The 23,613-nt window shown below is 60.6% G+C and carries 23 protein-coding genes and 2 pseudogenes; 15 read left to right on the top strand and 10 right to left on the bottom strand.

The window, feature by feature from the left end:
- The first annotated feature begins 3 nt into the window (after positions 1-3).
- Both amn and CKW19_RS07045 read left to right on the top strand, forming a co-directional pair.
- Positions 4-1,503, top strand: coding sequence for an AMP nucleosidase (amn, locus tag CKW19_RS07050; RefSeq protein ID WP_177408784.1), 1,500 nt, complete (start codon positions 4-6; stop codon positions 1,501-1,503).
- 69 nt (positions 1,504-1,572) lie between these two features.
- Positions 1,573-2,208, top strand: coding sequence for a pseudouridine synthase (locus CKW19_RS07045; protein WP_095057233.1), 636 nt, complete (start codon positions 1,573-1,575; stop codon positions 2,206-2,208).
- On the opposite strand, the gene CKW19_RS07040 is transcribed toward CKW19_RS07045, so the two are convergent.
- Both CKW19_RS07040 and CKW19_RS07035 read right to left on the bottom strand, forming a co-directional pair.
- Positions 2,203-2,412, bottom strand: a complete 210-nt coding sequence (locus tag CKW19_RS07040) for a DUF2788 domain-containing protein (protein WP_039594082.1) — start codon at positions 2,410-2,412, stop codon at positions 2,203-2,205. The two genes, CKW19_RS07045 and CKW19_RS07040, sit on opposite strands and share 6 nt — an antisense overlap.
- A 214-nt stretch (positions 2,413-2,626) precedes the next feature.
- Complete coding sequence (locus CKW19_RS07035; RefSeq protein WP_007937367.1) at positions 2,627-3,106, bottom strand: Lrp/AsnC family transcriptional regulator; 480 nt, start codon at positions 3,104-3,106, stop codon at positions 2,627-2,629.
- Between the two features lie 428 nt (positions 3,107-3,534).
- On the opposite strand from CKW19_RS07035, the pseudogene CKW19_RS29005 reads away from it, so the two are divergent.
- Positions 3,535-3,824: pseudogene (locus CKW19_RS29005) on the top strand (hypothetical protein); the annotation flags it as partial.
- Between the two features lie 87 nt (positions 3,825-3,911).
- Here the strand turns inward: CKW19_RS29005 and CKW19_RS07025 are convergent.
- A complete protein-coding gene (locus CKW19_RS07025; RefSeq protein ID WP_159953404.1) occupies positions 3,912-4,631 on the bottom strand; it encodes a peptidase E in 720 nt (239 codons plus the stop codon).
- A gap of 56 nt (positions 4,632-4,687) precedes the next feature.
- The gene (locus CKW19_RS07020) at positions 4,688-4,921 is read right to left on the bottom strand and encodes a hypothetical protein (protein ID WP_060543287.1); all 234 of its coding nucleotides are present in this window, start codon (positions 4,919-4,921) and stop codon (positions 4,688-4,690) included.
- A gap of 120 nt (positions 4,922-5,041) precedes the next feature.
- Here CKW19_RS07020 and CKW19_RS29000 point away from each other — a divergent pair.
- Positions 5,042-5,238 (top strand): annotated as a pseudogene (locus CKW19_RS29000) (glycine zipper family protein); the annotation flags it as partial.
- On the opposite strand, the gene CKW19_RS07010 reads toward CKW19_RS29000, so the two are convergent.
- Together CKW19_RS07010 and CKW19_RS07005 are read right to left on the bottom strand one after the other, a co-directional pair.
- Entirely contained in the window at positions 5,235-6,131 is an 897-nt protein-coding gene (locus CKW19_RS07010) for a cation diffusion facilitator family transporter (protein ID WP_095057232.1), read from the bottom strand. The pseudogene CKW19_RS29000 and the gene CKW19_RS07010 overlap by 4 nt on opposite strands.
- A gap of 41 nt (positions 6,132-6,172) precedes the next feature.
- The gene (locus CKW19_RS07005) at positions 6,173-6,592 is read right to left on the bottom strand and encodes a polyribonucleotide nucleotidyltransferase (protein ID WP_095057231.1); all 420 of its coding nucleotides are present in this window, start codon (positions 6,590-6,592) and stop codon (positions 6,173-6,175) included.
- A gap of 109 nt (positions 6,593-6,701) precedes the next feature.
- Between CKW19_RS07005 and hrpB the strand changes: the two genes are divergently transcribed.
- Positions 6,702-9,218, top strand: a complete 2,517-nt coding sequence (hrpB, locus tag CKW19_RS07000; RefSeq protein WP_095057230.1) for an ATP-dependent helicase HrpB — start codon at positions 6,702-6,704, stop codon at positions 9,216-9,218.
- Positions 9,219-9,330: 112 nt separating this feature from the next.
- On the opposite strand, the gene CKW19_RS06995 is transcribed toward hrpB, so the two are convergent.
- Positions 9,331-10,260, bottom strand: coding sequence for a LysR family transcriptional regulator (locus CKW19_RS06995; protein ID WP_095057229.1), 930 nt, complete (start codon positions 10,258-10,260; stop codon positions 9,331-9,333).
- Between the two features lie 226 nt (positions 10,261-10,486).
- Between CKW19_RS06995 and CKW19_RS06990 the strand changes: the two genes are divergently transcribed.
- From CKW19_RS06990 to CKW19_RS06970, 5 genes are all read left to right on the top strand, one after another.
- On the top strand, positions 10,487-11,977 hold the full coding sequence (locus tag CKW19_RS06990) for an aldehyde dehydrogenase (protein ID WP_095057228.1): 1,491 nt from the start codon (positions 10,487-10,489) through the stop codon (positions 11,975-11,977).
- 21 nt (positions 11,978-11,998) lie between these two features.
- Positions 11,999-13,369, top strand: coding sequence for an aspartate aminotransferase family protein (locus CKW19_RS06985; RefSeq protein WP_095057227.1), 1,371 nt, complete (start codon positions 11,999-12,001; stop codon positions 13,367-13,369).
- 391 nt (positions 13,370-13,760) lie between these two features.
- Positions 13,761-14,747 carry an ABC transporter substrate-binding protein gene (locus CKW19_RS06980; protein ID WP_095057226.1) on the top strand — a complete coding sequence of 329 codons (987 nt, stop codon included), beginning with the start codon at positions 13,761-13,763 and terminating at the stop codon, positions 14,745-14,747.
- Positions 14,748-14,755: 8 nt separating this feature from the next.
- Positions 14,756-15,559, top strand: coding sequence for an ABC transporter permease (locus CKW19_RS06975; protein ID WP_053162649.1), 804 nt, complete (start codon positions 14,756-14,758; stop codon positions 15,557-15,559).
- Positions 15,547-16,380: an ABC transporter ATP-binding protein gene (locus tag CKW19_RS06970; RefSeq protein ID WP_095057225.1), complete on the top strand. Its 834-nt coding sequence runs from the start codon at positions 15,547-15,549 to the stop codon at positions 16,378-16,380. Before CKW19_RS06975 ends, CKW19_RS06970 begins: the two co-directional genes overlap by 13 nt.
- A gap of 118 nt (positions 16,381-16,498) precedes the next feature.
- Here the strand turns inward: CKW19_RS06970 and CKW19_RS06965 are convergent, their stop codons facing one another.
- Positions 16,499-17,578: an endonuclease/exonuclease/phosphatase family protein gene (locus tag CKW19_RS06965; RefSeq protein ID WP_095057224.1), complete on the bottom strand. Its 1,080-nt coding sequence runs from the start codon at positions 17,576-17,578 to the stop codon at positions 16,499-16,501.
- A gap of 66 nt (positions 17,579-17,644) precedes the next feature.
- On the bottom strand, positions 17,645-18,319 hold the full coding sequence (locus tag CKW19_RS06960) for a YciC family protein (RefSeq protein WP_095057223.1): 675 nt from the start codon (positions 18,317-18,319) through the stop codon (positions 17,645-17,647).
- A gap of 178 nt (positions 18,320-18,497) precedes the next feature.
- Here CKW19_RS06960 and CKW19_RS06955 point away from each other — a divergent pair, with 178 nt between their 5' ends.
- The 3 genes from CKW19_RS06955 to CKW19_RS06945 all read left to right on the top strand — a co-directional run bounded on the left by CKW19_RS06955 (position 18,498) and on the right by CKW19_RS06945 (position 20,538).
- Positions 18,498-19,232 (top strand): DUF2076 domain-containing protein, encoded by a 735-nt coding sequence (locus CKW19_RS06955; RefSeq protein ID WP_095057328.1) that lies wholly within the window; start codon positions 18,498-18,500, stop codon positions 19,230-19,232.
- Positions 19,233-19,430: 198 nt separating this feature from the next.
- Positions 19,431-19,910, top strand: a complete 480-nt coding sequence (locus tag CKW19_RS06950; RefSeq protein WP_095057222.1) for an NYN domain-containing protein — start codon at positions 19,431-19,433, stop codon at positions 19,908-19,910.
- Between the two features lie 22 nt (positions 19,911-19,932).
- Positions 19,933-20,538 (top strand): PolC-type DNA polymerase III, encoded by a 606-nt coding sequence (locus tag CKW19_RS06945; RefSeq protein WP_095057221.1) that lies wholly within the window; start codon positions 19,933-19,935, stop codon positions 20,536-20,538.
- A 118-nt stretch (positions 20,539-20,656) separates the two neighbouring features.
- On the opposite strand, the gene CKW19_RS06940 is transcribed toward CKW19_RS06945, so the two are convergent.
- Positions 20,657-21,109, bottom strand: a complete 453-nt coding sequence (locus CKW19_RS06940; RefSeq protein ID WP_007990688.1) for an Lrp/AsnC family transcriptional regulator — start codon at positions 21,107-21,109, stop codon at positions 20,657-20,659.
- A 165-nt stretch (positions 21,110-21,274) separates the two neighbouring features.
- Here CKW19_RS06940 and yedA point away from each other — a divergent pair, with 165 nt between their 5' ends.
- Together yedA and CKW19_RS06930 are read left to right on the top strand one after the other, a co-directional pair.
- A complete protein-coding gene (gene yedA, locus CKW19_RS06935; RefSeq protein WP_095057220.1) occupies positions 21,275-22,204 on the top strand; it encodes a drug/metabolite exporter YedA in 930 nt (309 codons plus the stop codon).
- 52 nt (positions 22,205-22,256) lie between these two features.
- Entirely contained in the window at positions 22,257-23,597 is a 1,341-nt protein-coding gene (locus CKW19_RS06930) for a DEAD/DEAH box helicase (protein WP_095057219.1), read from the top strand.
- Positions 23,598-23,613: the final 16 nt, after the last annotated feature.

Here is a 23,613-nt window from a genome sequence, read left to right as displayed (position 1 = left end):
AAGATGAAGGTCTGCAAGTCAGAACACAGGATGCTGATCGTGACCGAAGCTTTTATTGTCGTTCAAACCGCCGAGCAAGCCGTGGACCGGCTTGCTCACTTGCACAATCGTGCAACCGTTGCGCTGAGCCAGGCGCTCAAGCGTTACCTCAAGGATCGTGTCGAGCCCGATGCCGAGCAGCGCTCGATGTTCCGCTATCCCGAATTACGCCTGACCTACCTCTGCCAGGGGGAAGTCCCGCAGACCACCCGCGCTTACGCCAAGGTGCAGTTGCCGGGCACTTACAGCGTCACCGTCACCCATCCCGCCGCATTCCGTAAATACCTGTTGGAACAACTCGTGCCGTTGATGCACGACTTCACCGTGACGGTCGAAGTCGGCGTCAGCCAGCAGAACATTCCTTACCCGTACGTGGTTGAGCAGGGCGATGAGCTGGCTGGCTCCGGTGTGACTGCTGCGGTGCTGGCGCGGGTGTTCCCGAGCACGGACCTGTCGGCAGCGACCGACGGTATTGCCGACGGCTTGTACGATTGGGAAAACACCGATCCGCTGCCGCTGGCCTTGTTCGATGCAGCACGGGTGGATTTCTCACTGCGCCGACTGGTGCATTACACCGGCAGCGACTGGCGTCATGTGCAGCCGTGGATTTTGCTGACCAACTATCACCGCTACGTCGACCAGTTCATCGTCCATGGCCTGGAACAATTGCGCAGCGACCCGCGTTTTGTGCGCATGGTCCTGCCGGGCAACGTGATCATCGAAAAGAGCATGGATCACGGCGAAGCGTCGGCGATTGCCGCGGGCGTGGTCTGGCACCGCTACCAGATGCCGGCCTATCACCTGATCGCGAGCGACGGTCATGGCGTCACCCTGGTCAACATCGGCGTTGGCCCGTCCAACGCCAAGAACATCACCGATCACCTGGCCGTGCTGCGTCCGCACTGCTGGCTGATGATCGGCCACTGTGGTGGCTTGCGTCAGTCGCAGACCATTGGCGACTACGTGCTGGCGCACGCTTACATGCGTCGTGACGGGATTCTCGACCGGGTCGTGCCGCCGAACATTCCGATTCCGGCCCTGGCCGAAGTGCAGATGGCGCTTCAGCAGGCGGCAGCCAATGTCACCGGGGAGAAGGGTGATGAACTGAAGAAACGCCTGCGCACCGGCACCGTGCTGACTTACGACGACCGCAACTGGGAGCTGCGCTGGGCCCAGGAACGTCCGCTGATCAACTTGTCTCGCGCCGTGGCGGTGGACATGGAAAGCGGGACCATTGCTGCTCAGGGATATCGTTTGCGGGTGCCGTACGGCACGTTGCTGTGCGTGTCGGACAAGCCTTTGCACAGCGAGATCAAGCTGCCGGGCTCGGCCAACGCGTTCTATGAGCGTGCGGTCAGCCAGCACCTGAAGATCGGCATCGCCGCCGTGGATTTGCTGCGCACCGAGCTCAACTCGTTGCACTCGCGCAAACTGCGCAGCTTCGACGAGCCGCCGTTCCGCTGATTCGCGATGGTCATTTAGCGGTCGGGGCACTAGCATTGTCAGCCCTGATCGCTAGATGTTCTCTTCGCCATGTCCCGTCCTCAACGCCCCGTTTCCCGCCGCCCTGGCGCGAAGCCTTCTGCTGCAGCCCCGCGCCGTGTCGCCAAGGCTCCGCCAGCCGAGCCGAAACTGATCCTGTTCAACAAACCGTTCGATGTGCTGACGCAATTCAGCGACGGCGAAGGGCGGGCGACGCTCAAGGACTTTATCGACATTCCCGGGATCTACCCGGCAGGGCGTCTGGACCGCGACAGCGAAGGCTTGTTGTTGCTGACCAACGACGGCCAGCTTCAGGCGCGCATCGCTGATCCGAAACACAAGCTCGCCAAGACCTATTGGGTTCAGGTCGAAGGCGAGCCGAGCACTGAGCAATTGCAGCGCTTGCGTGACGGGGTCGAATTGAATGACGGCATGACGTTACCTGCCGAAGCGCGACAACTGGATGAGCCTGAATTGTGGCCCCGCAACCCGCCGGTACGGTTCCGCAAAAGCGTGCCAACCAGTTGGCTGGAACTGGTGATTCGCGAAGGGCGTAACCGGCAGGTGCGGCGCATGACGGCGGCGGTCGGGTTGCCGACGTTGCGCCTGGTGCGGGTCAGGATCGGCGACTGGACGATCGAAGGGCTCGATCAGGGCCAGTGGAAGGAAGTACCGGCGCGCTTATAACGTGCCGGATTCGATCAGGCCGATCACCACGCTCTTGATGATGAACGCTGCCACGCCCAGGCCCAGCACGAAGAACAGAATGAACGAGCCAAAGCGCCCGGCCTTGGACTTCTTCGCCAGATCCCAGACGATGAAACCCATGAAAATGATCAGGATGCTGACCAGTCCGGTCATCATCCACTCTTCGAATACTGCAGGATCCATCGAACATCTCCAGCGCGCACGCGGCTAAAAAGGGCGCGGGGAGTATACGCCCGGCAGGCAGCGTGCAGTATTGACCTGCGTCGGTGTGTCGCAGTCATTCGTCGCCTGTGCCGGCCCCATCGCCGGCAAGCCAGCTCCTACAAGGTCTAGCGCCGGTCACAACATTGTGACCGACTCAAAACCTGTAGGAGCTGGCTTGCCAGCGATAGCGTCCTCAACTGCGCAGATGAGTCAACGGCAGTTCGGTGCTGTTCAATACCTGATTGAGCACAAAACTCGAGCGCACACTGGTCACGCCTTCAATCCGGGTCAGGTGTCCCAGCAGCAGCTTCTGATAGTGATCCATGTCCGGCACCACAACCTTGAGCTGGTAGTCGGCGTCCATCCCGGTCACCAGGCTGCATTCGAGCACTTGCGGCAAGGTGCGAATGGCCGCTTCGAAGTTCTCGAAACGCTCCGGCGTGTGACGGTCCATGCCGATCAGCACGTAGGCGGTCAGGCTCAGACCAAGCATTTTGCGGTCGAGCAGGGCGACCTGGCGGGAAATGTAGCCGTCGTCCTCCAGTTGCTTGACCCGTCGCGAGCACGGCGAAGGCGACAGGCCGATGCGCTCGGCCAGCTCCTGGTTGGAGATGCGCGCGTCACGCTGCAATTCCGCCAAAATACTCAGGTCATAACGGTCGAGCTTGCTCATCAATCAGTCCTTTGTCGTAACTATTGCGGTGGATTATCTATCCAGGGTTAAAAATTGCGCAAGTGATGTTTAAATCAGCAATCTTCGCAATCCTCTGCCGGCGCTCCAGGCCTATTCTTATCACCAGAATCACTGCTCGGACAAACAGTCCACTGCAACTCGCCGAATCAGGCCAGCTGCGGCCGCCACCCCCCACCGGGGATGTGCTGGCCCCCGAGCTACACACTGTCCAGAAGACGGCGTGAGGTGAGCCAACGTCAAAAGCGTTGAGCCAGGACGAAGTTCTCAAGGGGAGGCCGACGGGTCTCCCCTTTTTCTTTGCGCAAATAAGCCACCCCGTCCACCGCTGGCCGGTAAGGCTTGGCTTGCCAGCGATTTTTTGATTTTCACTTCCTCGGTCAGTACGACATTCATCAAGGTTTTCACTCATGGAATTGCATCTAGAAATCGTCGCCCTCTTTTCCCTCGAATCGGCTTATTAGTCGAAAGTTCAGAGCCTGATTTTGCGGGATGATCTGGTCATGGGGGGGGCTGCGGGATGTGTTTGAGTTGTTGGTGCGTCGGGGAGATGTCGAAACGCCCCAGTAAATGAGTGCATGGGTTTGGCGCGGACGCCGTCGGTGGTGTGGACAAGCCGTTGGGGCGGGAGCCGGTGGGATTGGCTGCTGAGTCCAGCAATCAAAAAATGGAGCAGCTTGATGCCCCGCTAATCTCGCTCACCTCGGTAGAAAACGGGTACCCCCTCCCCGGCCATGACGGGGGAGGGTGGATGCGGTCACCCTTTACGTTTGGACGGCTTGAGGGATCACAATGGCAGTTTTTCACCCGAGGCAAATCGATCAGCGCGCACCTCACCAGACTGCTCGGTGTAGATGTAAGCGTATGCGCGAGGGAGAGAAGTGAAGACTCGAGCGACACCATTCTCCCAGAAGATCGCAGCGCCATTGTCACAAGCAACGGCCCTTTCTCCGGAGGAGCCAACAAGATTCAGCAGAGGTTCATGTCTCTGCTCTTTATCGAGGTGAGGGCAGAAAACGCCCGGCAGAAAACCCAGCCCTTCAAGCCGCTTCAGGCTCCAGCTTGAACCTTCAACGGCTGAGAACCGATCCGAGTCGCTAAGCCCTGCTTCATACCAGCAGATCGCTCCAGCACTCAGGCCAGACAGGACTGTGCCATTTTGTCCTGCTTGGCGAAGGGCCAGATCGATTCCGTAGTCTCGCCAGATTTTGAGCATCTTTTGCGTATTTCCGCCGCCCACATACACAAGGTCAGCAGTTAGAATTTTTTGTATCGCATCTTGTTGAGAGAAGTTTGATTTTGTAGTCAGGAGAAAATCAACTTTGCACCCAAGCTGCTTGCCATAGATATGCTGAAAAGTTTTACAGTATCCCTCTGCGTCGCCACTTGCGGTTGGGATAAAGAGGGCTTTCGGCTCGCGTTTGTCTGTCTGACTGCAGATAAAAGAATCCAGTTCTAAAGTTTCGAGCTGTGAAATTTCACCGCCCCCAATTGTTATGATTTTCACGCTCGCCCCTAGTTCAAAGGAGAGACCGGCGATTGCCGGTCTCGAGTGGAGTAAACTTAGTTGCAAGCAAGCGGGTGCGGCTTCATGAACAGCTTGCAAGTAGTCACAGCAACCATATGCCCTGCTTGTTGCTGGGCTAAGGGAGCTGTTTTGGAGGTAGGGTTGGTAACCAAGACTTGCGACAGATCCTTTACAAGATCTTTGTCAAACGAAGCCTGATTTTCTGCCATGGCAGCAGCGTGGGCTGAAAGAAGGAGGGTTGCAGCGAATGTTACCGATTTAACATGCATCTTCTATCTCCTGATAGCGCGTATTTCGTGTCAATGACACGTCATCAGCGAGGCAACCTTGCCTAATTGCGAATGATATCGAGATTCGTTCCCGCATACAGCGGTTTGTCACTAACGTGCGACGTGATGGCGTATCCGGCCAACGGCCAGTCGCCGGAGCAGGTCAATCGGGACGGTTACGAGTGCTACCTATACGCGGTGCAGCAGAGCGGATTTGCCCGCAGACGGCGACCTATCGGCCAGACCCTTGCGTGGTGCAAGGCTACCAGCAGGCCCAAGGCAACTGCCTGAGCAGTCGCGGTTATCAGGTGAACTAGCCAGCCCTGGCGGCGTTAACCACTTCCTTCGGATCGGCGTGCACCAGCACTTCGGCTCGCGGGTAGGCGTTGTGAATGGCTGCCGCGGCCTGGTCGCTGATACCGTGGGCGACTGACAACGTCAGCTCTCCCGGCAACTCCAGATGCAATTGCACAAACCACTGGTTGCCGGAGATTCGGGTGCGCAGATCATGCGCACCCAATACGCCCGGCACGCTGCACGCCAGTTCCAGCATGTGCTGGCTGACATCCGGCGGCAGTTCTTCATCCATCAATACTGCAAAACTCTCCCGGGCGATCTGCACCGCGCTCCAGAGAATGTAGGCGGCGATTCCCAGACCGAACCAGGGGTCGACCTGATGCAGGCCAAACCCGGCCAGCACCAACGCGATCAGAATGCTGCCGTTGAGCAGCAGGTCCGAGCGGTAGTGCAGGGAGTCGGCGCGCACCGCGTTGGAGCCGGTGGCCTTGACCACCCGATGTTGAAACATCAACAACACCACAGTCAGCGCGAGCGAGAACACAATCACCGCGATGCTGATCCACGGCGCGCCCACGGGTTCGGGGTGTTTCAACCGCTCGTAGGCCTGCAATGCAATCAGCACCGCACTGCCACCAATGAACAGCGCCTGGGCCATGCCCGCCAACGACTCGGCCTTGCCGTGCCCGTAGCGATGATCATTGTCGGCGGGGCGCAAGGCGTAATGCACCGCCAGCAGGTTGAGCAAGGACGTGACGCCGTCGAGCGTCGAGTCGGTGAGGCCGGCGAGCATGCTCACCGAACCGCTCAGCCACCAGGCGATGGCTTTGGCGACGATCAGGGTGCACGCCACCGCCACCGAGGCGCGGGTGGCCAGCCGCAGCAGGCGGGCGTGTTCGGCGCTGGAGGTCATAGGGGGAGCATTTCCTTAAAGTGATCCTTCACACGTACGGGTTACGCGGACGGTTGCAGGCCGAGCATCGCCAGCTGCTGGGCGCTGCCCTTGCTCTGGATCAGACGCGGATCGTCCAGCGGGAAGCTGCGGCCCAGTTCACGTTCCAGAATAGTCTGCAATTTGTGGTTATCGACTTTGCCGTCGGCGCCGATGGCTTCCTTGAGTTTTTCCGGTGCAACTTGCGCAGTCTCTCCCGGCGCGTAGTAAATCGCCCCGGTGGCGAAGTCCACGGCAAATGCGATCAAACCGGGAATGATATAGAACAGCAGGCCCACGGCATCGAGCGCGGCAATGGCCGGGTCGATCTTGCCGTCGATCTGGCCACGTCGGTCCGGGTAGAAGATCGAACCGCAAGCGGTCACTTGAGTCAGCAAGGTTGCGACCAGAACACCGCCGATCAGGCGAAAGGGAGCACGCATATGAAATCTCCTGGGTAATCTCAAAACGAAACGTCGTCTGTAAGAGTTAAGACCCTGACGAACGCCTTGCAGTTCGCCGTTATACTCGCGCCTCTGTTTGGGAGCCAGCATGATTTCTTTGCCGATTGATGAAGTTTTACCCGCCCTGCGTGAAGCCCTCGCTGCACGCCACGAAGCCGTGCTCGAAGCACCGCCCGGCGCTGGTAAAACCACCCGCGTGCCGCTGGCCTTGCTGAACGAGCCTTGGCTGGCCGGGCAGACCATCCTGATGCTCGAACCGCGTCGCCTGGCTGCGCGCGCCGCGGCCGAACGGCTGGCCAGCGAGTTGGGCGAGAGGGTCGGCGAAACCGTGGGTTATCGCATTCGACTCGACAGCAAGGTCGGCCCGAACACGCGCATCGAAGTGGTCACCGAAGGCATCCTTACCCGGCGCCTGCAGGATGACCCGGCGCTGGATGGCGTGGGCTTGCTGATCTTCGATGAATTCCACGAGCGCAGCCTCGACGCTGATCTGGCGCTGGCCCTGAGCCTCAATGGCCGGGAATTGTTCCGTGATGACCAGCCGCTGAAAATCCTCTTGATGTCGGCCACGCTCGAAGGCGAGCGCCTCGCCGGGTTGCTCGACGACGCGCCGATCCTGCGCAGCGAAGGGCGCATGTACCCGGTGGCGATGCGTTGGGGGCGGCCGTTCCAGTCCGGTGAATTCATCGAGCCGCGTCTGGTGCAGACCATCCTCGAAGCCTTGAACGACGAGACCGGCAGCGTGCTGGTGTTCCTGCCGGGGCAGGCTGAAATCCGGCGCGTGCATCAACAACTGGCCGATGCGTTGGGCGAAAACACTCAGGTCTTACTTTGCCCGTTGCACGGTGAACTGGACCTGGCCGCGCAGCGTGCGGCGATCGATCCGGCACCCGCGGGCAAGCGCAAAGTGGTGCTGGCCACCAACATCGCCGAAACCAGTTTGACCATCAACGGCGTGCGCGTGGTGATCGATGCCGGGCTGGCGCGGGTGCCGCGTTTCGATCCGGGCAGCGGCATGACCCGCCTCGACACGCAGCGCATTTCCAAGGCCAGTGCCACCCAGCGCGCGGGTCGTGCCGGGCGACTGGAGCCGGGTGTGTGTTATCGCTTGTGGTCGCAGGATCAGCACGAGCAACTGGCCGCTTACGGCAGTGCAGAGATTCTTTCGGCGGACCTCGCGGGGCTGGCCTTGCAACTGGGACGTTGGGGCGTGACACCGGGGCAATTGGTGTGGCTCGACGTGCCGCCTGCGGCCGCTTATGCACAGGCTCAGGATTTGCTGCAGCGCCTCGGTGCGCTGGAGGGGGAAACGCTGACCCGTCACGGTCAGTCCATGGCCGAGCTGCCGGCGCATCCGCGCATCGCCCATTTGCTGTTGCGTGGTCAGGCGCTGGGGTTGGCGGACATGGCTTGCGATGTCGCGGCGCTGCTTGGCGAACGCGATATTTTGCGTGGCGCCGGGGCGGATCTGCACAGTCGGTTGACGCTGTTGTCTGGCGAAGAACGTGCCGCTCGCGGTGCGCAGGGCGGGGTACAACGAGCCCGGCAACTGGCGCGACAATATCGCGGTTATCTGCGCGGTAAAGCCTCGGAGCCGGTCAGCGATCCGGATCATCCGCGCTGGCTCGGCGCATTGCTGGCGCTGGCCTATCCAGACCGCGTGGCCCAACAGCGCCGGGCCGGTGGCGCGGAGTATCGCCTGGCCAACGGTCGCGCCGCGTTGTTCGCCGAAGCCGACAGTTTGATGAAACAACCGTGGCTGGTGATTGCCGATCTGGGCAGTCGTCAGGGGCAGCGTGAAGAACGGATTTATCTGGCGACGGATTTCGATCCGGCGCTGTTCGATTCAGTGCTGGCCGAACAGGTTCGCTGCGTCGATCAACTGGATTGGGACGAACGCGAGGGCGTGCTGCGCGCCGAACGTCAGCGCAAGGTTGGCGAACTGATCCTCAGCCGCGAACCGCTGACCGGCCTCGACGAAAGCGCCCGCAACCAGGCGCTGGTCAATCTGGTGCGACGCAAAGGTCTGGAGCTTTTGCCGTGGACGCCGGAGCTGCGTCAGTGGCAGGCGCGGGTCGCGATGTTGCGGCAACTGGATCTGGCCGCCAAGGGCGAAAGCGAATGGCCGGATGTCAGTGATGCCGCGTTGCTGAAGAGTCTCGAAAACTGGTTGATGCCGTATCTGGGCAAAGTCTCGCGGCTCAGTCATTTTGCCAATCTCGACCTGTCGAGCATCGTGCGCAACCTGCTGCCGTGGCCGCTGCCGCAACACCTCGACGAATTGGCGCCGCACCATTTAAACGTGCCGTCGGGCTCGTCGATCCGGCTGGACTACAGCGAGCAACCGCCGATTCTGGCAGTGCGGTTGCAGGAGTTGTTCGGCCTGGCCGAAACCCCGCGCATCGCCGGTGGCCGGCAAGTGGTGAAACTGCACCTGTTGTCCCCGGCACGGCGACCGGTGCAGGTGACGCAGGATCTGGCGAACTTCTGGCGCAGCACCTACTCCGAGGTGAAGAAGGATTTGAAGGGGCGTTATCCGAAGCATTATTGGCCGGACGATCCACTGGTGGCTGAGGCCACTGCGCGGATCAAACCGCGTAAATAATTCAAACGCCGATAGCACGCTGCGCGCATACCTTGTAGGAGCCGGCTTGCCGGCGAAGAGGCCCTTGAGACTTGCTTCGGCCTGGATGACGCCATCGCTGGCAAGCCAGCTCCTACAGGGGAGGGTGTGAGCTTTCGGATTTGGCGGTGAGTTGTTCGCGGCAATAATCGGCAAACAACTGCGCCGGTTTGGTCAGTTGCCCGCGCTTGAGCCATGCCGCCACCAGCCCTGAACCGGTGACCTCTTCTGCAATGTTCACGCACACCACTTTCTTCCCGTCGTAGGTGCACTCCGAGTGTGGCTTGGTGACCAGGATCGAGAAGCCGAATCCCTGGCCGACCATGCCGCGCACCATCTCAATGGAAGGCGAGCTAAAGGCGATGCGTGGGGTCAGGCCCAGCTCATCGAACAGGCTGACGAAGTAGGTCCGGCTCGGTTGCACGTCCAGCAGAATCATCGGTTCCAGGCACAAATCCCGCAGCGACACCTGCGCCTGCTGGGCAAAGCGGTGATCGGCCGGTAGCAGCGCGTAAGGCCGTTGTGCCGGCATCAATGGTTCGGTCTCGATGGTGCCGTCGAGATCGTGCTCATACAGGATCGCCAGATCGAACGCGCCGGACGTCAGGCCTTGCACCAGCTCTTGCTGCTCGCCGTCGCGGATGCGGATTTCCACCCCCGGGTACAACGCCGAAAACCCGGCAATCAATTGCGGCAGGTACAGCGGCGCGACCGTTTCGAAGCAGCCGATATCGATTTGTCCGGACACCACATCGTTGTCGGCCAAAGCGTTCTGTTCGAACTCCTTGGCCATGCGCAGCAGTTCCTGGGCCTTGCGGTAGAAGCGTGCACCACTGGGGGTCAATGACACGCCCTGTGCATGGTGACGAATCAGCAGTTGCACGCCGAAGCTGTCTTCCAGCCCTTTAATGGCGGTGGAGATCGATGGCTGGGCGATGTACAGCTTGCGCGAGGCCTCGGCGACGCTGCCGCACTCGACGGTGGTGATGAAGTATTTCAGTTGACGCAGATTGTAGGCAGCCACAGCAAACCTCGGGGAAGAGCGGATCAGTCATCCTGGCAATTTGCGCGCCACCCCGATCCGCTCGGGTGGCGATTTGTTGTGTTTGAACAATAACCACATGCTGCGCCAGTGGGGAGATTGGCTAAGCAGTTTTTTGTTGGCCTGCGAACACATATTTACTGGTTTTCCACCGCTTGGGCCTGAGCGACTATCCAATACACAAGAATGTCCACCGGAGCATCTGAACGTGTTCGAGCTTGAGTATTGGCAACGCAAGGCCGCTACGCTGCGGTTTCCCGACCTGGCGGTGATCGACGGTCAGCACCTCCCGGCGCAGTCGGGGCAGACGTTTGCCGCGATCAATCCTGCCACCGGGCAATGCCTGGCCAACGTTGCCGCGTGCGGCGAAGAAGATGTGCATGTGGCAGTGCGCAATGCGCGGCAAGTCTTCGAGGCCGGCACCTGGGCTGCGCGGTCACCGAGCGAACGCAAGCAAGTGCTGTTGCGCCTGGCCGACTTGATCCTGGAAAACCGTGAAGAACTGGCGCTGCTCGATTCGCTGAACATGGGCAAACCGGTCACGGACGCCTACAACATCGACGTGCCGGGTGCCGCCGGGGTGTTCCGCTGGTACGCCGAAAGCCTCGACAAACTCTACGATCAGGTCGCACCCAGTGCGCACAACGTGCTGGCAACCATCACCCGCGAAGCCCTTGGCGTAGTGGCTGCCGTGGTGCCGTGGAATTTTCCGCTGGACATGGCCGCCTGGAAACTTGCCCCGGCCCTGGCCGCTGGCAACTCCGTCATTCTCAAACCTGCCGAGCAGTCGCCGTTTTCCGCTCTGCGCCTGGCTGAGCTGGCGCTAGAGGCGGGGATTCCAGCAGGAGTGCTCAACGTGCTGCCGGGTCTCGGCGAACAAACCGGCAAGGCCCTCGGTCTGCACCCGGACGTCGACTGCCTGGTGTTCACCGGCTCCACTGAAGTCGGCAAATATTTCATGCAGTACTCGGCGCAATCGAACCTCAAGCAGGTGTGGCTGGAGTGCGGCGGCAAGAGCGCGAACCTGGTGTTCGCCGATTGCCAGGACCTCGATCTAGCCGCCGAAAAAGCCGCGTTCGGCATCTTCTTCAATCAGGGCGAAGTGTGCTCGGCGAATTCGCGGTTGCTGGTGCAGCGTTCGATTCATGACGAGTTTGTCGAGCGCCTCAAGGCCCAGGCCGAACGCTGGCTGCCGGGCGACCCGCTGGACCCGTCGAGCGCCGCCGGGGCCATCGTCGACAATCGTCAGACCGCGCGCATCATGAAGTTCATCCAGCAGGCCGAACAGCAAGGCGCGACCAAAGTCTGTGGCGGTCGGCAGTCGATTTTCAACGGCTCCGACAACTTCATTCAGCCGACAATTTTTACCGGCGTGACGCCGGACATGCCGTTGTTTCGCGATGAAGTGTTTGGCCCGGTATTGGCGATCACGCCATTCGACGACGAGGCCCACGCGTTGCAACTGGCCAACGACAGCGTCTACGGTCTGGCGGCTTCGCTGTGGACCGACGACCTCAACCGCGCCCACCGGGTGGCGCGACAATTGCGAGCAGGCACGGTGTCGGTCAACAGCGTCGATGCGCTGGACGTGACCGTACCTTTTGGCGGCGGCAAGCAGTCCGGTTTCGGTCGCGACCTGTCGCTGCACTCATTCGATAAATACACCCAGTTGAAGACCACCTGGTTTCAATTGCGCTGATAACAAAACGGAGAACCGGCGATGACCACACCACGTGAAACCCGCGACTACCAGGCCGCCGACGCTGCGCACCACATCCATGCGTTCGTCGATCAGAAAGCCCTCAACGACGAGGGGCCACGGGTGATGGTCCGTGGCGAACGCCTGCACCTGTGGGACAACGACGGTCGGCGTTACCTCGACGGCATGTCCGGGCTGTGGTGCACCAACCTCGGTTACGGGCGCAAGGACCTGGCCCTCGCGGCGAGCCAGCAACTGGAGCAGTTGCCGTACTACAACATGTTTTTCCACACCACCCACCCGCAGGTGATCGAGCTGTCCGAGCTGCTGTTCAGCCTGCTGCCAGCTCACTACAGCCACGCGATCTACACCAACTCCGGCTCCGAAGCCAACGAGGTGTTGATCCGTACGGTGCGTCGTTATTGGCAGGTGCTCGGCAAGCCCGAGAAGAAAATCATGATCGGCCGCTGGAACGGTTACCACGGTTCGACCCTGGCCGCGACGGCGCTGGGCGGCATGAAGTTCATGCACGAAATGGGCGGCATGATTCCGGATATCGAGCACATCGACGAGCCGTACTTCTTCGCCCACGAAGGCAACCTGACGCCGGCCGAATTTGGCCTTCGCGCAGCACAGCAACTGGAAGCGAAGATTCTTGAACTGGGCGCAGACAAGGTCGCTGGCTTCATCGCCGAGCCGTTTCAGGGCGCTGGCGGGATGATCTTCCCGCCGGAAAGCTACTGGCCGGAAATCCAACGCATCTGCCGCAAGTACGACGTGCTGCTGTGTGCCGATGAAGTGATCGGCGGCTTCGGTCGTACCGGCGAATGGTTCGCCCATGAGTATTTCGGTTTCGAGCCGGACACCCTGTCCATCGCCAAGGGTCTGACCTCGGGCTACATCCCCATGGGTGGCTTGATCCTGTCGAAGAAAATGGCCACGGTACTGGTGGAGCAGGGCGGTGTGTTTGCCCACGGCCTGACCTATTCCGGACACCCGGTGGCGGCGGCGGTGGCGATTGCCAACCTCAAGGCCTTGCGTGATGAAGGCGTGGTGACGCGGGTCAAGGACGACATCGGCCCCTACCTGCAACAGTGCCTGCGCGAAGTGTTCGGCAAGCACCCGTTGGTGGGTGATATCCAGGGCACGGGCATGGTCGCGGCACTGCAACTGGCCGAAGACAAAGACAGCCGCAAACGCTTTGCCAACGAGAACGACATTGCGTGGCGCTGCCGCACGATTGGTTTCGAGGAGGGTGTGATCATTCGTTCGACGTTGGGGCGGATGATCATGGCGCCGGCGTTGATTGCCAGCCGTGAAGAGATTGACGAACTGATCAGCAAGACCCTGAAAGCGATGGATCGCACGGCGCAGGAATACGGCCGGCTCTGATATCGCCTGAAGGTCCTTCGGACCTTGATCGCCGGCAAGCCAGCTCCTACAGGTTTTGCGTCGCCCCTGTTTTTTGGGTGCGACAAAGAACCGTAGGAGCTGGCTTGCCGGCGATCGCTATTGCACATTCAACACATTCTCCAGGTTCTGCACCCACCTCGGGCATCCCCGCCCGCAGCGCTCTTTTCCGGTGCGCGCTAAGCAGTTTTTTCATCGTCCACATCCACATATTTCCTCATTTTCCTAAGCCCTCCCATGGGCCAACATCGATCTCGCCAGCCCACCGAATGCTGCCCATCGAAGGGTCCCTTAGAGACCCCAGGTCGCAGCCGATTCAGGGCTCGCCGTACTGCCCATGACAAAACTAAATCAACAGCTTTGGGAGTGCTCCATGACCAAGTCCTTGCTCACACGCATCACTTATCCACTGGCGGTCACCGCCATCGCCGCGACGGTCGCCACCAGCGTCCAGGCCGGCACCTTGTCTATCGGTCATACCACCTGGGTCGGCTACGGCACCTTGTACCTGGCCCGGGACCTGGGCTACTTCAAGGAAAACGGTTTGACCGTCGAGTTGCCGGTGGTCGAGGAAGCGGCGATGTACATGGCCGCACAAGCGTCCGGCGAGTTGTCGGGCTCGGCGTCGACCATCGACGAAGTGCTCAAGTACCGTCCGCAATTCTGCTTCAAGGCCGTGGCCGCGCTGGATGACAGCCATGGTGGCGACGGCGTGCTGGTGGGCAAGGACGTCAAGAGCCTGCAGGAACTCAAGGGCAAGTCCGTTGCGGTGAACGAAGGTTCGACCTCGCAATTCTGGCTGTCCTATCTGCTGAAGAAACACGGCATGAGCATGAGCGACATCACCGTGCAGAACATGACGGCCGACGACGCGGCCACCGCATTCATCGCCGGCCGCGTACCCGCCGCCGTGACCTGGGAACCGCACCTGTCGATGGTGCGCGACAAGCAGCAAGGCAAGGTGCTGATCGACAGCAGCAGTACCCCAGGCGTGATTGTCGACGTGGTGGCACTGAACTGCTCGGTCATCGAAAAACAGCCGGAAGACGTCAAGGCCCTGGTGGCCGGTTTGTACAAAGCCGTGCAGTACACCAAGGATCATCCGCAAGAAGCCTACAAAATCATGGCCAAGGGTGTCGGCGGTTACCTGTCCGATCCGAAAGAGCTGGAAGCCGCCGCCCAAGGCGTACGTTTCTACGATCAGGCGATGAGCGAAAAACTGCTGGGCTCGCCGGGCAAGCCGGGTGACAGCGCACCGCTGATCAAATTGGCCAACGAGACCGCCAGCGAGCTGCAAGGCAAACCGTACAACGTCAGCAATGACGACCTGATCGACAACCGTTTCGTCACCCCGCTCTAGGAGGCTGCATGTTCAAGCGCAATTCATGGCTGAGCCGCTGCATCACGCCCAAGACCGGTTTGCCGGTCTCGGTGATCTGGAGCGCGAGCGGCCTGGCCTGGGTGTTGTTGGTCGGCCTGTGGGCCGGGTTGTCCTACGGCGGCGTGGTGCCGGGCATGTTCCTGCCGACACCGGGCGCGGTGGTCGAAGCCGCCGTGCGGTTAGGCCGCGACGGCACCCTTGGCCAGCATGTGTGGGCCAGTGTCGAAGTGGTGATGGTCGGCTTCATTGTGTCGTCTCTGGTGGCGGTGCCGTTGGGCTTGCTGATGGGCAGCTTTCGCATCGTCCAGGCCTTCCTTGAACCGCTGGTGAATTTCATTCGCTACCTGCCGGTGACCTCGTTCGTGCCGCTGTTCATCCTGTGGATCGGCATCGGTCTGGAGCAGCGGGTGTCGGTGATTATTTTCGGTGTGTTCTTCCAGCAACTGGTGATGATCGCGGACGTGTCCAAAGGTATCTCCAAGGACTTGATCAACGCTTCCTACACCCTCGGTTCGAACCGTCGTGACGCGGTGCTGCACGTGATTGCCCCGGCTTCCCTGCCAGGTGTGCTCGACACCCTGCGTGTGACCATGGGCTGGGCCTGGACTTACCTGGTGGTGGCTGAACTGGTCGCCGCTTCCAGTGGCCTGGGTTACCTGAGCCTCAAGGCCATGCGTGGTTTTCAGGTGGATGTGATTTTCCTCGCCATCGCGATCATCGGCCTGCTGGGTCTGTTCACCGATCAACTGTTCCGTTTCCTTCGCCTGAGGATCACCGCATGGGCTCAGTAACCGCCGCCACTCATCGTTTTGTCGCCCCTCAGGCTGCCCCGGTAAATGCCCCGCGGCTGAAGGTGGACAAGGTCAGCCTGCGTTACAAGAAACCCGATGGCGGCACTTTTACCGCGTTGGAGGAAGTGTCGTTCGAAGTACCAGACCAGCAATTTGCGGTACTGGTGGGGCCTTCGGGTTGCGGCAAGTCGAGCTTGCTGTACCTCACCGCTGGCCTGGCCGAACCGACATCAGGCGAGATCTACGTTGGCGGTCAGCAGGTCGAAGGCCCCGGTGCGGATCGCGGGATGGTGTTCCAGAGCTACACGCTGTTCCCATGGTTGACCGTGCGGCAGAACGTCGAGTTCGGCCTAAAACGTCGCGGCATGCCGGCGGCGCAACGCAAGGACATCGTCGATTACTACGTCAATGAGGTGGGTTTGAGCGGCTTTGCCGACAACTACGCCAAGCAGCTTTCCGGCGGCATGATGCAGCGCGTGGCGATAGCCCGGGCGTTGGCGAACGATCCGCAGATCCTGCTGATGGACGAACCCTTCGGCGCCCTCGACAGCCAGACCCGCCTGCAAATGCAGCAGCTGTTGTTGCGGGTCTGGGGCAACAGCAAGAAGACGGTTTTGTTCGTGACCCACGACATCGACGAGGCGATTCTGCTGGGTGACCGGGTCTACGTCATGGGCGCCAGACCTGGGCGGATCAAGCGGATTCTGGACGTGCCGATCGAGCGTCCGCGCAATCTGGACATGGTCATGGAGCGCTCCTTCATCGAGATGAAGCGCGAGATTTTCGGCCTGCTGCATGATGATCTGGAGGAGGTGCATTAAGCCGCCAACGCACATCCCCTGTAGGAGCTGGCTTGCCAGCGATGGCGATTGATCATTCAACGATGATGTCGACTGACACTACGTCATCGCTGGCAAGCCAGCTCATACAGGTTATGCGTTAAGGCGCAGCCGGTAGAAGGAACCGTGCAATCACCGGCAGGTGATCGGAGATGCGCAACGTATCGTCCTGCCGGACCTGTGCTTCGACCCGTTTGATTCGCGGACTGTAGAACAGGTAGTCGGCGGTCCGGTCCGGGCCGTTCAGTCTCGGATCATTCGGGTAGTGGGTCAGCCAGCGTTCGCGGTCGACGCCACCGGCCTCGTTGTTGTTCGGGATCATCGGGTATTTGTCCCACAACACATGCAAGGCGCTGTCGGCGGAGTAGGGCGTGCGTTGCGTGTCGGGCAGGCGTCGGTATTGGCCCAGCGGCAACAGATTGAAGTCGCCGCCGATCAGCCACGGTGTGCCACGGCTTTCGAGCTTGTCGAGCACCTTGGCCACGGCGCTCACCTGGGTTTGCAGCGTATCGTCGGCCTGGGCCGAGCGCTCCAGATGGGTGTTCAGAACCGCTATTTGCCCGCCGTCACTCAACGGCAAGTAAGCCACCAGCAAGGCGTCTTTCGGTTGGAACTGGTGGCTGATTGGGTTGGTCGAGGCGACCGGCAATTGCAGCCGTTCAGCATGTTCGATCTGGAAGCGGCTCAGGGTTGCCAACTGCCGGCCAACGCTGCCGAAGATATGCGTGTTGGGGACGAAATCGGCCTTCCAGTCGAAGGCGCTGGTGCTGCACGGATACAAGTCGGCGACCCGTTCCTGTAACAGTTTCAGCTGGTTCTGGTAACCGCTGGCCTTGGCGCCGTTGTCGAGTTCCTGCAACAGCACTATGTCCGGTTGCTCGTCTCGAATCACCCGCGCCACTTCGTCGAGGCTGAAGGCCATGTCTTCCGGCGTAGGGCTGTCGTCGGTGCCAGCGGCCAAGTCATTCCAGAACACATACCGCTTGCCGGCCAGGTACTGAACGTTCCAGGTCATCACCTTCAGCGCCTGGCCGGGCGCCAACGTCGGTGCCTGGTCGCTGCAATTGACCGCCAGCACTTCCTTGGCCTCGGGGCGCCAGGTCAGGCTGTAGATCGACAGTGCGATCAGACCGATCAACATCGTCAGGCCCAGCAGGGTGTAGCGCAGTAGACGGGTCATGGCTCGGCTTATTAGCGTTACAAAATTGTTCCCGAGCATACTCGAGAGTGATGACTGCGCCCAAGGTCAGAGCGGTGCGTCATTGTTCTCGGGCAGTGGGCTGATCAGCATGAACAGTCGGAACAGCACCACGCTGGTGAACAGCTGCAGGAAACTGTGGGCGCTGTCGATCAGTATGGAAACCACCGGGTTTTGAGGTTCCGGGTACGCCGCCAGCGTCAGGCCTTTGAGCAGCCACAGCGGCCCCATCACACACAGGATGCACAGCAGGATGCGCATGAAGTGACCTTTAGTCATGCGCAGGCTTTCTTTCATCGCCGCCAGTGGCGCCAGGCCCCGCAGGACCAGCAGGTATTCGCCGAATGCCAAGGTCACCATCAGGTAGATGCCCGGCAGGAAATACAGCGACAGGCCCAGCAGAATCAACACGGTGTTGAGGGCCGTCAGCAGGGCAAAGCGTGGCCACAGATAGGCGGACCGCGACAGCAGCTCGCGGTTGCTCGGCGATTCGCCCCGGCTGCGGGCATCGAGAAACAGGATCAGTGCGGCGGTGTACAACGGGTACACCAGCAGGCCGACGATCACGCTGATGCCGGGGAAACTGTCCGGCTCGGTGGAATGATCAACCACCTGTTGCAGCAACGCTTCAAGGATCACCAGCGGCAGGCACAGCTGCACGATCTGACCCAGATTGCGCTTGAAGAAATACAGGGAGTCACGCAGTACATCTAACGGATTCATCAGTCGGTATCGCTGGTTGTAATCAGGTGCACACTGTAACCGATGATGTGCAGGCGTAAGCAAACGTAAACGTTCGGTAAAGGACATTGAAACATCTTGTTTCAGCCTCCATTAAGGTCGAGCAGCTTATCCTCAATGGATGAAGGCAACGATTTTCCCGGCAATCTACGAGGTCGCCATGAACAGCGAAGAACAAACCCTGATCGATGGACTGTTTTCCCGGCTGCAACAGGCCGAAACGGACGCAGCCCCGCGCGACGCCCAGGCCGAGGCGCGGATCAAGGAACACCTGACGCGCCAGCCGGCGGCAGGTTATTTCATGACCCAGGCGATTCTGGTGCAAGAGGCGGCGATCAAGAGTCTCGATGAACAGAACAAGCAACTGACCCAGCAGGTCCAGCAATTGCAGGCTGAGCTGCAACAGGCCAGGACACAGTCGGCCCCGGCTTCAGCACCGAGCAGCGGTGGCTTTTTGTCGAGCATCTTCGGCGGCGCTTCCCGCGATCCACAGCCCGCGCCAACCCAGAGTGCGCCACCTTCGAACGCGGGCTGGCGTGAACCGGGGCGTTCGTCGTTCGGCTCACAGCAGAACTTCGGAGCAGCGCAGCAGAATTACGCCCCTCAGGCGCCAGCAGCGGCCGGGAGCAGTTTTCTCGGCGGGGCACTGAAAACGGCTGCGGGCGTGGCGGGTGGTGTGATGCTGGCACAAGGCATCAGCAGCCTGTTCCAGCACAATCAGCAACCGCAGGAAGTCGTCGAAGTCATCAAGGAAGAGCCGGCCCAGGTCAACGACCAGAGCAACAACACCTGGGGCGATGACCAGCGCATGGCGGGCAACGATCAGGGCGGCTTCGACGACGCCGATTACAGCGATGAATCATTCTTCAGCGGCGACGACGATTCCTTCGTCTGACACACCTGTGGCGAGGGAGCTTGCTCCCGCTGGACTGCGTAGCAGTCCCCTTGGGTTCTAAAGCAAGTGGGCTGCTTCGCACCCCAACGGGAGCAAGCTCCCTCGCCACATAGCCGATTATTCGCGGAATATTCCTCGACGCTGGCATACTGGGCGCCTTTCGGGCCTGGAGCCTGATTTCAGCCTTGAGGAAAGCCGGTGAAAAAAATCGCAGTGTTCGCCGATGTCCAAAACCTCTACTACACCGTGCGTCAGGCCTATGGTTGTCATTTCAACTACGCTGCGCTGTGGGCTGACATCAGCAAACAGGGTGAAATCGTTGAAGCCTATGCCTACGCCATCGATCGTGGCGACAGCAAGCAGCAGCAGTTCCAGCAGATCCTGCGCAACCTCGGTTTCACCGTGAAGCTCAAACCCTATATCCAACGCAGCGACGGCTCGGCCAAGGGCGACTGGGACGTGGGTATCACCCTCGACATCATGGACGCCGCCGACCATGTCGACGAAGTCGTCCTGGCCTCCGGCGACGGTGATTTCGACATGCTGCTCGAGCGCATCATCAACAAGCACGGCGTGCAAGCGGTGGCCTACGGGGTGCCGGGCCTGACCGCCAACTCGCTGATCCGCGCCGCCAGCCGCTACGTGCCGATCGAAGGCGCATTGCTGCTCAAGAATTGATTTTTACGGAGTTGAAACAGGTTTGGAACGCATCGCAGTCATCGACTTTGAAACCACCGGGATCTCCCCAAGCAGCAGCTGCCGGGCCACGGAAATCGCCGTGGTGATCCTTGAACAGGGGCGCATCGTCGAGCGTTACCAGAGCCTGATGAACGCCGGCGTGCGCGTCCCGGCGTTCATCGAGCAACTCACCGGCATCAGCAACGCCATGCTGCGCACGGCGCCATCGGCGGAGCAGGTGATGAACGAGGTCAACGAGTTCGTGGGCACCACGCCGTTGCTGGCGCACAACGCCGCGTTCGACCAGAAGTTCTGGGACTTCGAACTGGGGCGGATCAAGCGCACGCGGTTGCAGAACTTCGCGTGCTCGTTGCTGTTGGCCCGACGCCTGATGCCTGCGGCGCCGAACCACAAACTCGGCACCCTCACCACGTTTGCCAACCTGCCCAATACCGGCAAGGCCCACCGGGCCATGGCCGATGCCGAGATGGCGGCCAACCTGACCACACACCTCGCCGAAGAGTTGTTGCAGAAGCATGGCTTGCGCGAGCTGTCCCATGATTTGCTGTGCAAGTTGCAGAAAGTACCGGCCGCGAAAGTAACCGAGCATCTCCAGCGCTATCGCTGACCCCGAGTACACCGCACATCCCCTGTAGGAGTCGGCTTGCTGGCGAAAGCGGTGAATCAGCCAGCATTGGGTTTGAATTTGAATCCGTCATCGCTGGCAAGCCAGCGCCTACATGTAACTATTTGCCATTGCCTTCGATATGCCCCAACGGCACGCGCTTCTCTATCGCACTCGACAACACAATCGACGTCTTGCTGAACCCGAACGTGGCAATCCGGTTGATCAGCTCTTCCAGCTCCGGCATCGAGCCCACCGCCGCTTGCATGATCACGCACGGATCACCTGTCACCCGATGGCACTCGGTCAATTGCGGGATTTTGATCAGGTCGTCGTAGGCCTTCTGGTTGCCGTGCTGGTTCAGGCGCAGTTCGATCACGCACTGGATCGGCAGGCCTAGCTTGGCCATGTCGACTTTCGCCTGGTACCCGGTGATCACGCCGCTGGCTTCGAGCTTGGCCACGCGTTCGGCCACCGCCGGGGCGCTCAGGTTGACCTTGCGCGCCAGGTCCGCGTAGGACGCGCGACCGTTTTCCAGCAGGGCGCTGAGCAGCATGCGGTCGTATTTGTCCATGGTGGCGACTCCTGAAAATGACTGACTTTCGAAAGCACGGCTTAGCGCAATAATCTCCGTGGTTTGAAAAGTGTACCGGCCCTATAAACACGTTTTGTAACTTATTTTCCGCCGTTGGCCTTTCTAGAATAGCCGTTCACTTGTCTTGCCTGCGAGCTGCTCCCCATGCCTGGCCTCCGTCGTTTTCCCTTACCGTTGATCGCTGCCTTTTTCGCGTTGTACGTGATTTGGGGTTCGACTTATCTGGTGATTCGCATTGGCGTGGAGTACTGGCCGCCGTTGCTGCTGGCGGGCGTTCGTTTCGTGATTGCCGGGACGCTGATGTACGCCTACCTGCGTTGGCGCGGGGTACCGGCACCGACCTGGGCGCAATGGAAAGCCGCGGGCATCATCGGGATCTTGTTGCTGGCGTGTGGCAATGGCGCGGTCACTGTGGCGGAACACACCGGCGTTGCTTCCGGCGTCGCAGCGCTGGCGGTGGCGACGGTGCCGCTGTTTACCTTGCTCTGCGGATATTTCTGGGGCGCACGTAATACCCGTCTCGAATGGGCCGGGATTGTGCTCGGGATCATCGGCATCGCCATGCTCAACCTGGGGTCCAACCTGCAATCGAGTCCATTGGGGGCGGCGTTGCTGATTTTTGCAGCGGCGACCTGGGCCTTTGGCTCTGTTTGGAGCAAACACCTGCCGTTGCCTCAGGGCGCGATGGCCAGCGCGGTGGAAATGCTGGTGGGCGGCGTCGTGTTGTTGATTGCCAGCGCAGTGAGCGGGGAACACCTGGAAAAAATGCCGCCGATTGAAGGCTGGGCCGCGTTGGCGTACCTGACCGTGTTCGGTTCGATCATCGCTTTCAACGCTTACATGTACTTGTTGAAGCACGTGCGCCCGGCGGCAGCGACCAGCTATGCCTACGTCAACCCGGCGGTGGCGGTGTTGCTGGGCATCGTGTTTGTCGGTGAAACCATCGGCATCGAAGAAGCGCTGGCCATGCTGGTGATCATCAGTGCGGTGGTGTTGATCGGCCTGCCGCAGTGGCGTCGTGCACCGCAACGGCCAGTGGTGACGGCAGTGCCGACAGAATCCCGCGTGAATTAGGGTAAACTGCGCGGCATTGCACACCCGCGCTGATTTTTCCTACGGTACTCCCATGACTTTCGCCACCCTTGGCCTGATCGAACCCTTGCTGCGCTCCCTCGAGACGCTCGGCTACCAGACTCCGACGCCGGTTCAGGCGCAAGCCATTCCGGCGGTGCTGGCCGGTCGCGACCTGATGGCCGCCGCCCAGACCGGCACCGGCAAGACGGCCGGTTTCGCCTTGCCGCTGCTGCAACTGCTGGCCATGGAAGGGCCGAAAGTCACGGCCAACTCGGTGCGTGCGCTGATCCTGGTGCCAACCCGCGAACTGGCGGAACAGGTTCACGAAGCCGTGCGCCAGTACGCCGAAAACCTGCCATTGCGCACTTACGCGGTGTACGGCGGCGTCAGCATCAACCCGCAAATGATGAAGCTGCGCAGCGGCGTTGATCTGCTGGTGGCAACCCCGGGGCGTTTGCTCGACCTGTTCCGCCAGAACGCGCTGAAGTTCAACCAGTTGCAAACCCTGGTGCTGGACGAAGCCGATCGCATGCTCGACTTGGGCTTTTCCGAGGAGCTGGCGAACATTTACCGTGCGCTGCCGAAGAAACGTCAGACGCTGTTGTTCTCCGCGACCTTCTCCGACGACATCCGCCTGCTGGCCGGGCAGATGCTCAACGACCCGCTGACCGTTGAAGTGAGCCCGCGCAACGTCGCGGCCAACACCGTCAAGCAATGGATTGTGACGGTGGACAAGAAGCGCAAGCCGGAACTGTTCGTGCACCTGATGCGCAAGGGCAAGTGGAAGCAAGTGCTGGTGTTCGCCAAGACCCGCAACGGCGTGGACGCGCTGGTGGAAAAACTCCAGGGCCTGGGCATCAACGCCGATGGCATCCACGGCGACAAGCCCCAGGCAACCCGTCAGCGCGCACTGGACCGTTTCAAGGCCAGTGAAGTGCAGATCCTGGTCGCTACCGACGTGGCCGCCCGTGGCCTGGATATCGAAGACTTGCCGCTGGTGGTCAACTTCGACCTGCCGATTGTGGCCGAGGACTACATCCATCGCATCGGTCGTACCGGCCGAGCGGGCGCGACCGGCGAGGCGATTTCGCTGGTGTGTGCTGATGAAGTGAATTTGCTGTCGGCCATCGAGATGCTGACGCGCCAGACCTTGAAGCGTCAGGGCGAGCCTGATTTTGAACCCGAACACCGCGTGCCGGACACCGATGCCAGCGGTCAGGTGGTCAAGAAGCCGAAGAAACCGAAGAAGCCCAAGGCATCCGGTGGCGGCGGTGGTAAGCGCAATCTGGGTAAATGGGTCGATAGCGGGGAAGCGGCGCCAGTGGAACCTTCGATCAAGCCTGTGCGCAAAGTGCCGGTGTTCAACACTGGGCCGCGTAAGCGTAAGCCTTAATTTCGCACTGCGTCCG

Source organism: Pseudomonas sp. Irchel s3f7 (assembly GCF_900187615.1).
GTDB lineage: Bacteria > Pseudomonadota > Gammaproteobacteria > Pseudomonadales > Pseudomonadaceae > Aquipseudomonas.
Note: the sequence above shows the minus strand (reverse complement) of the source record. Positions and strands in the feature narration are given on the sequence as shown.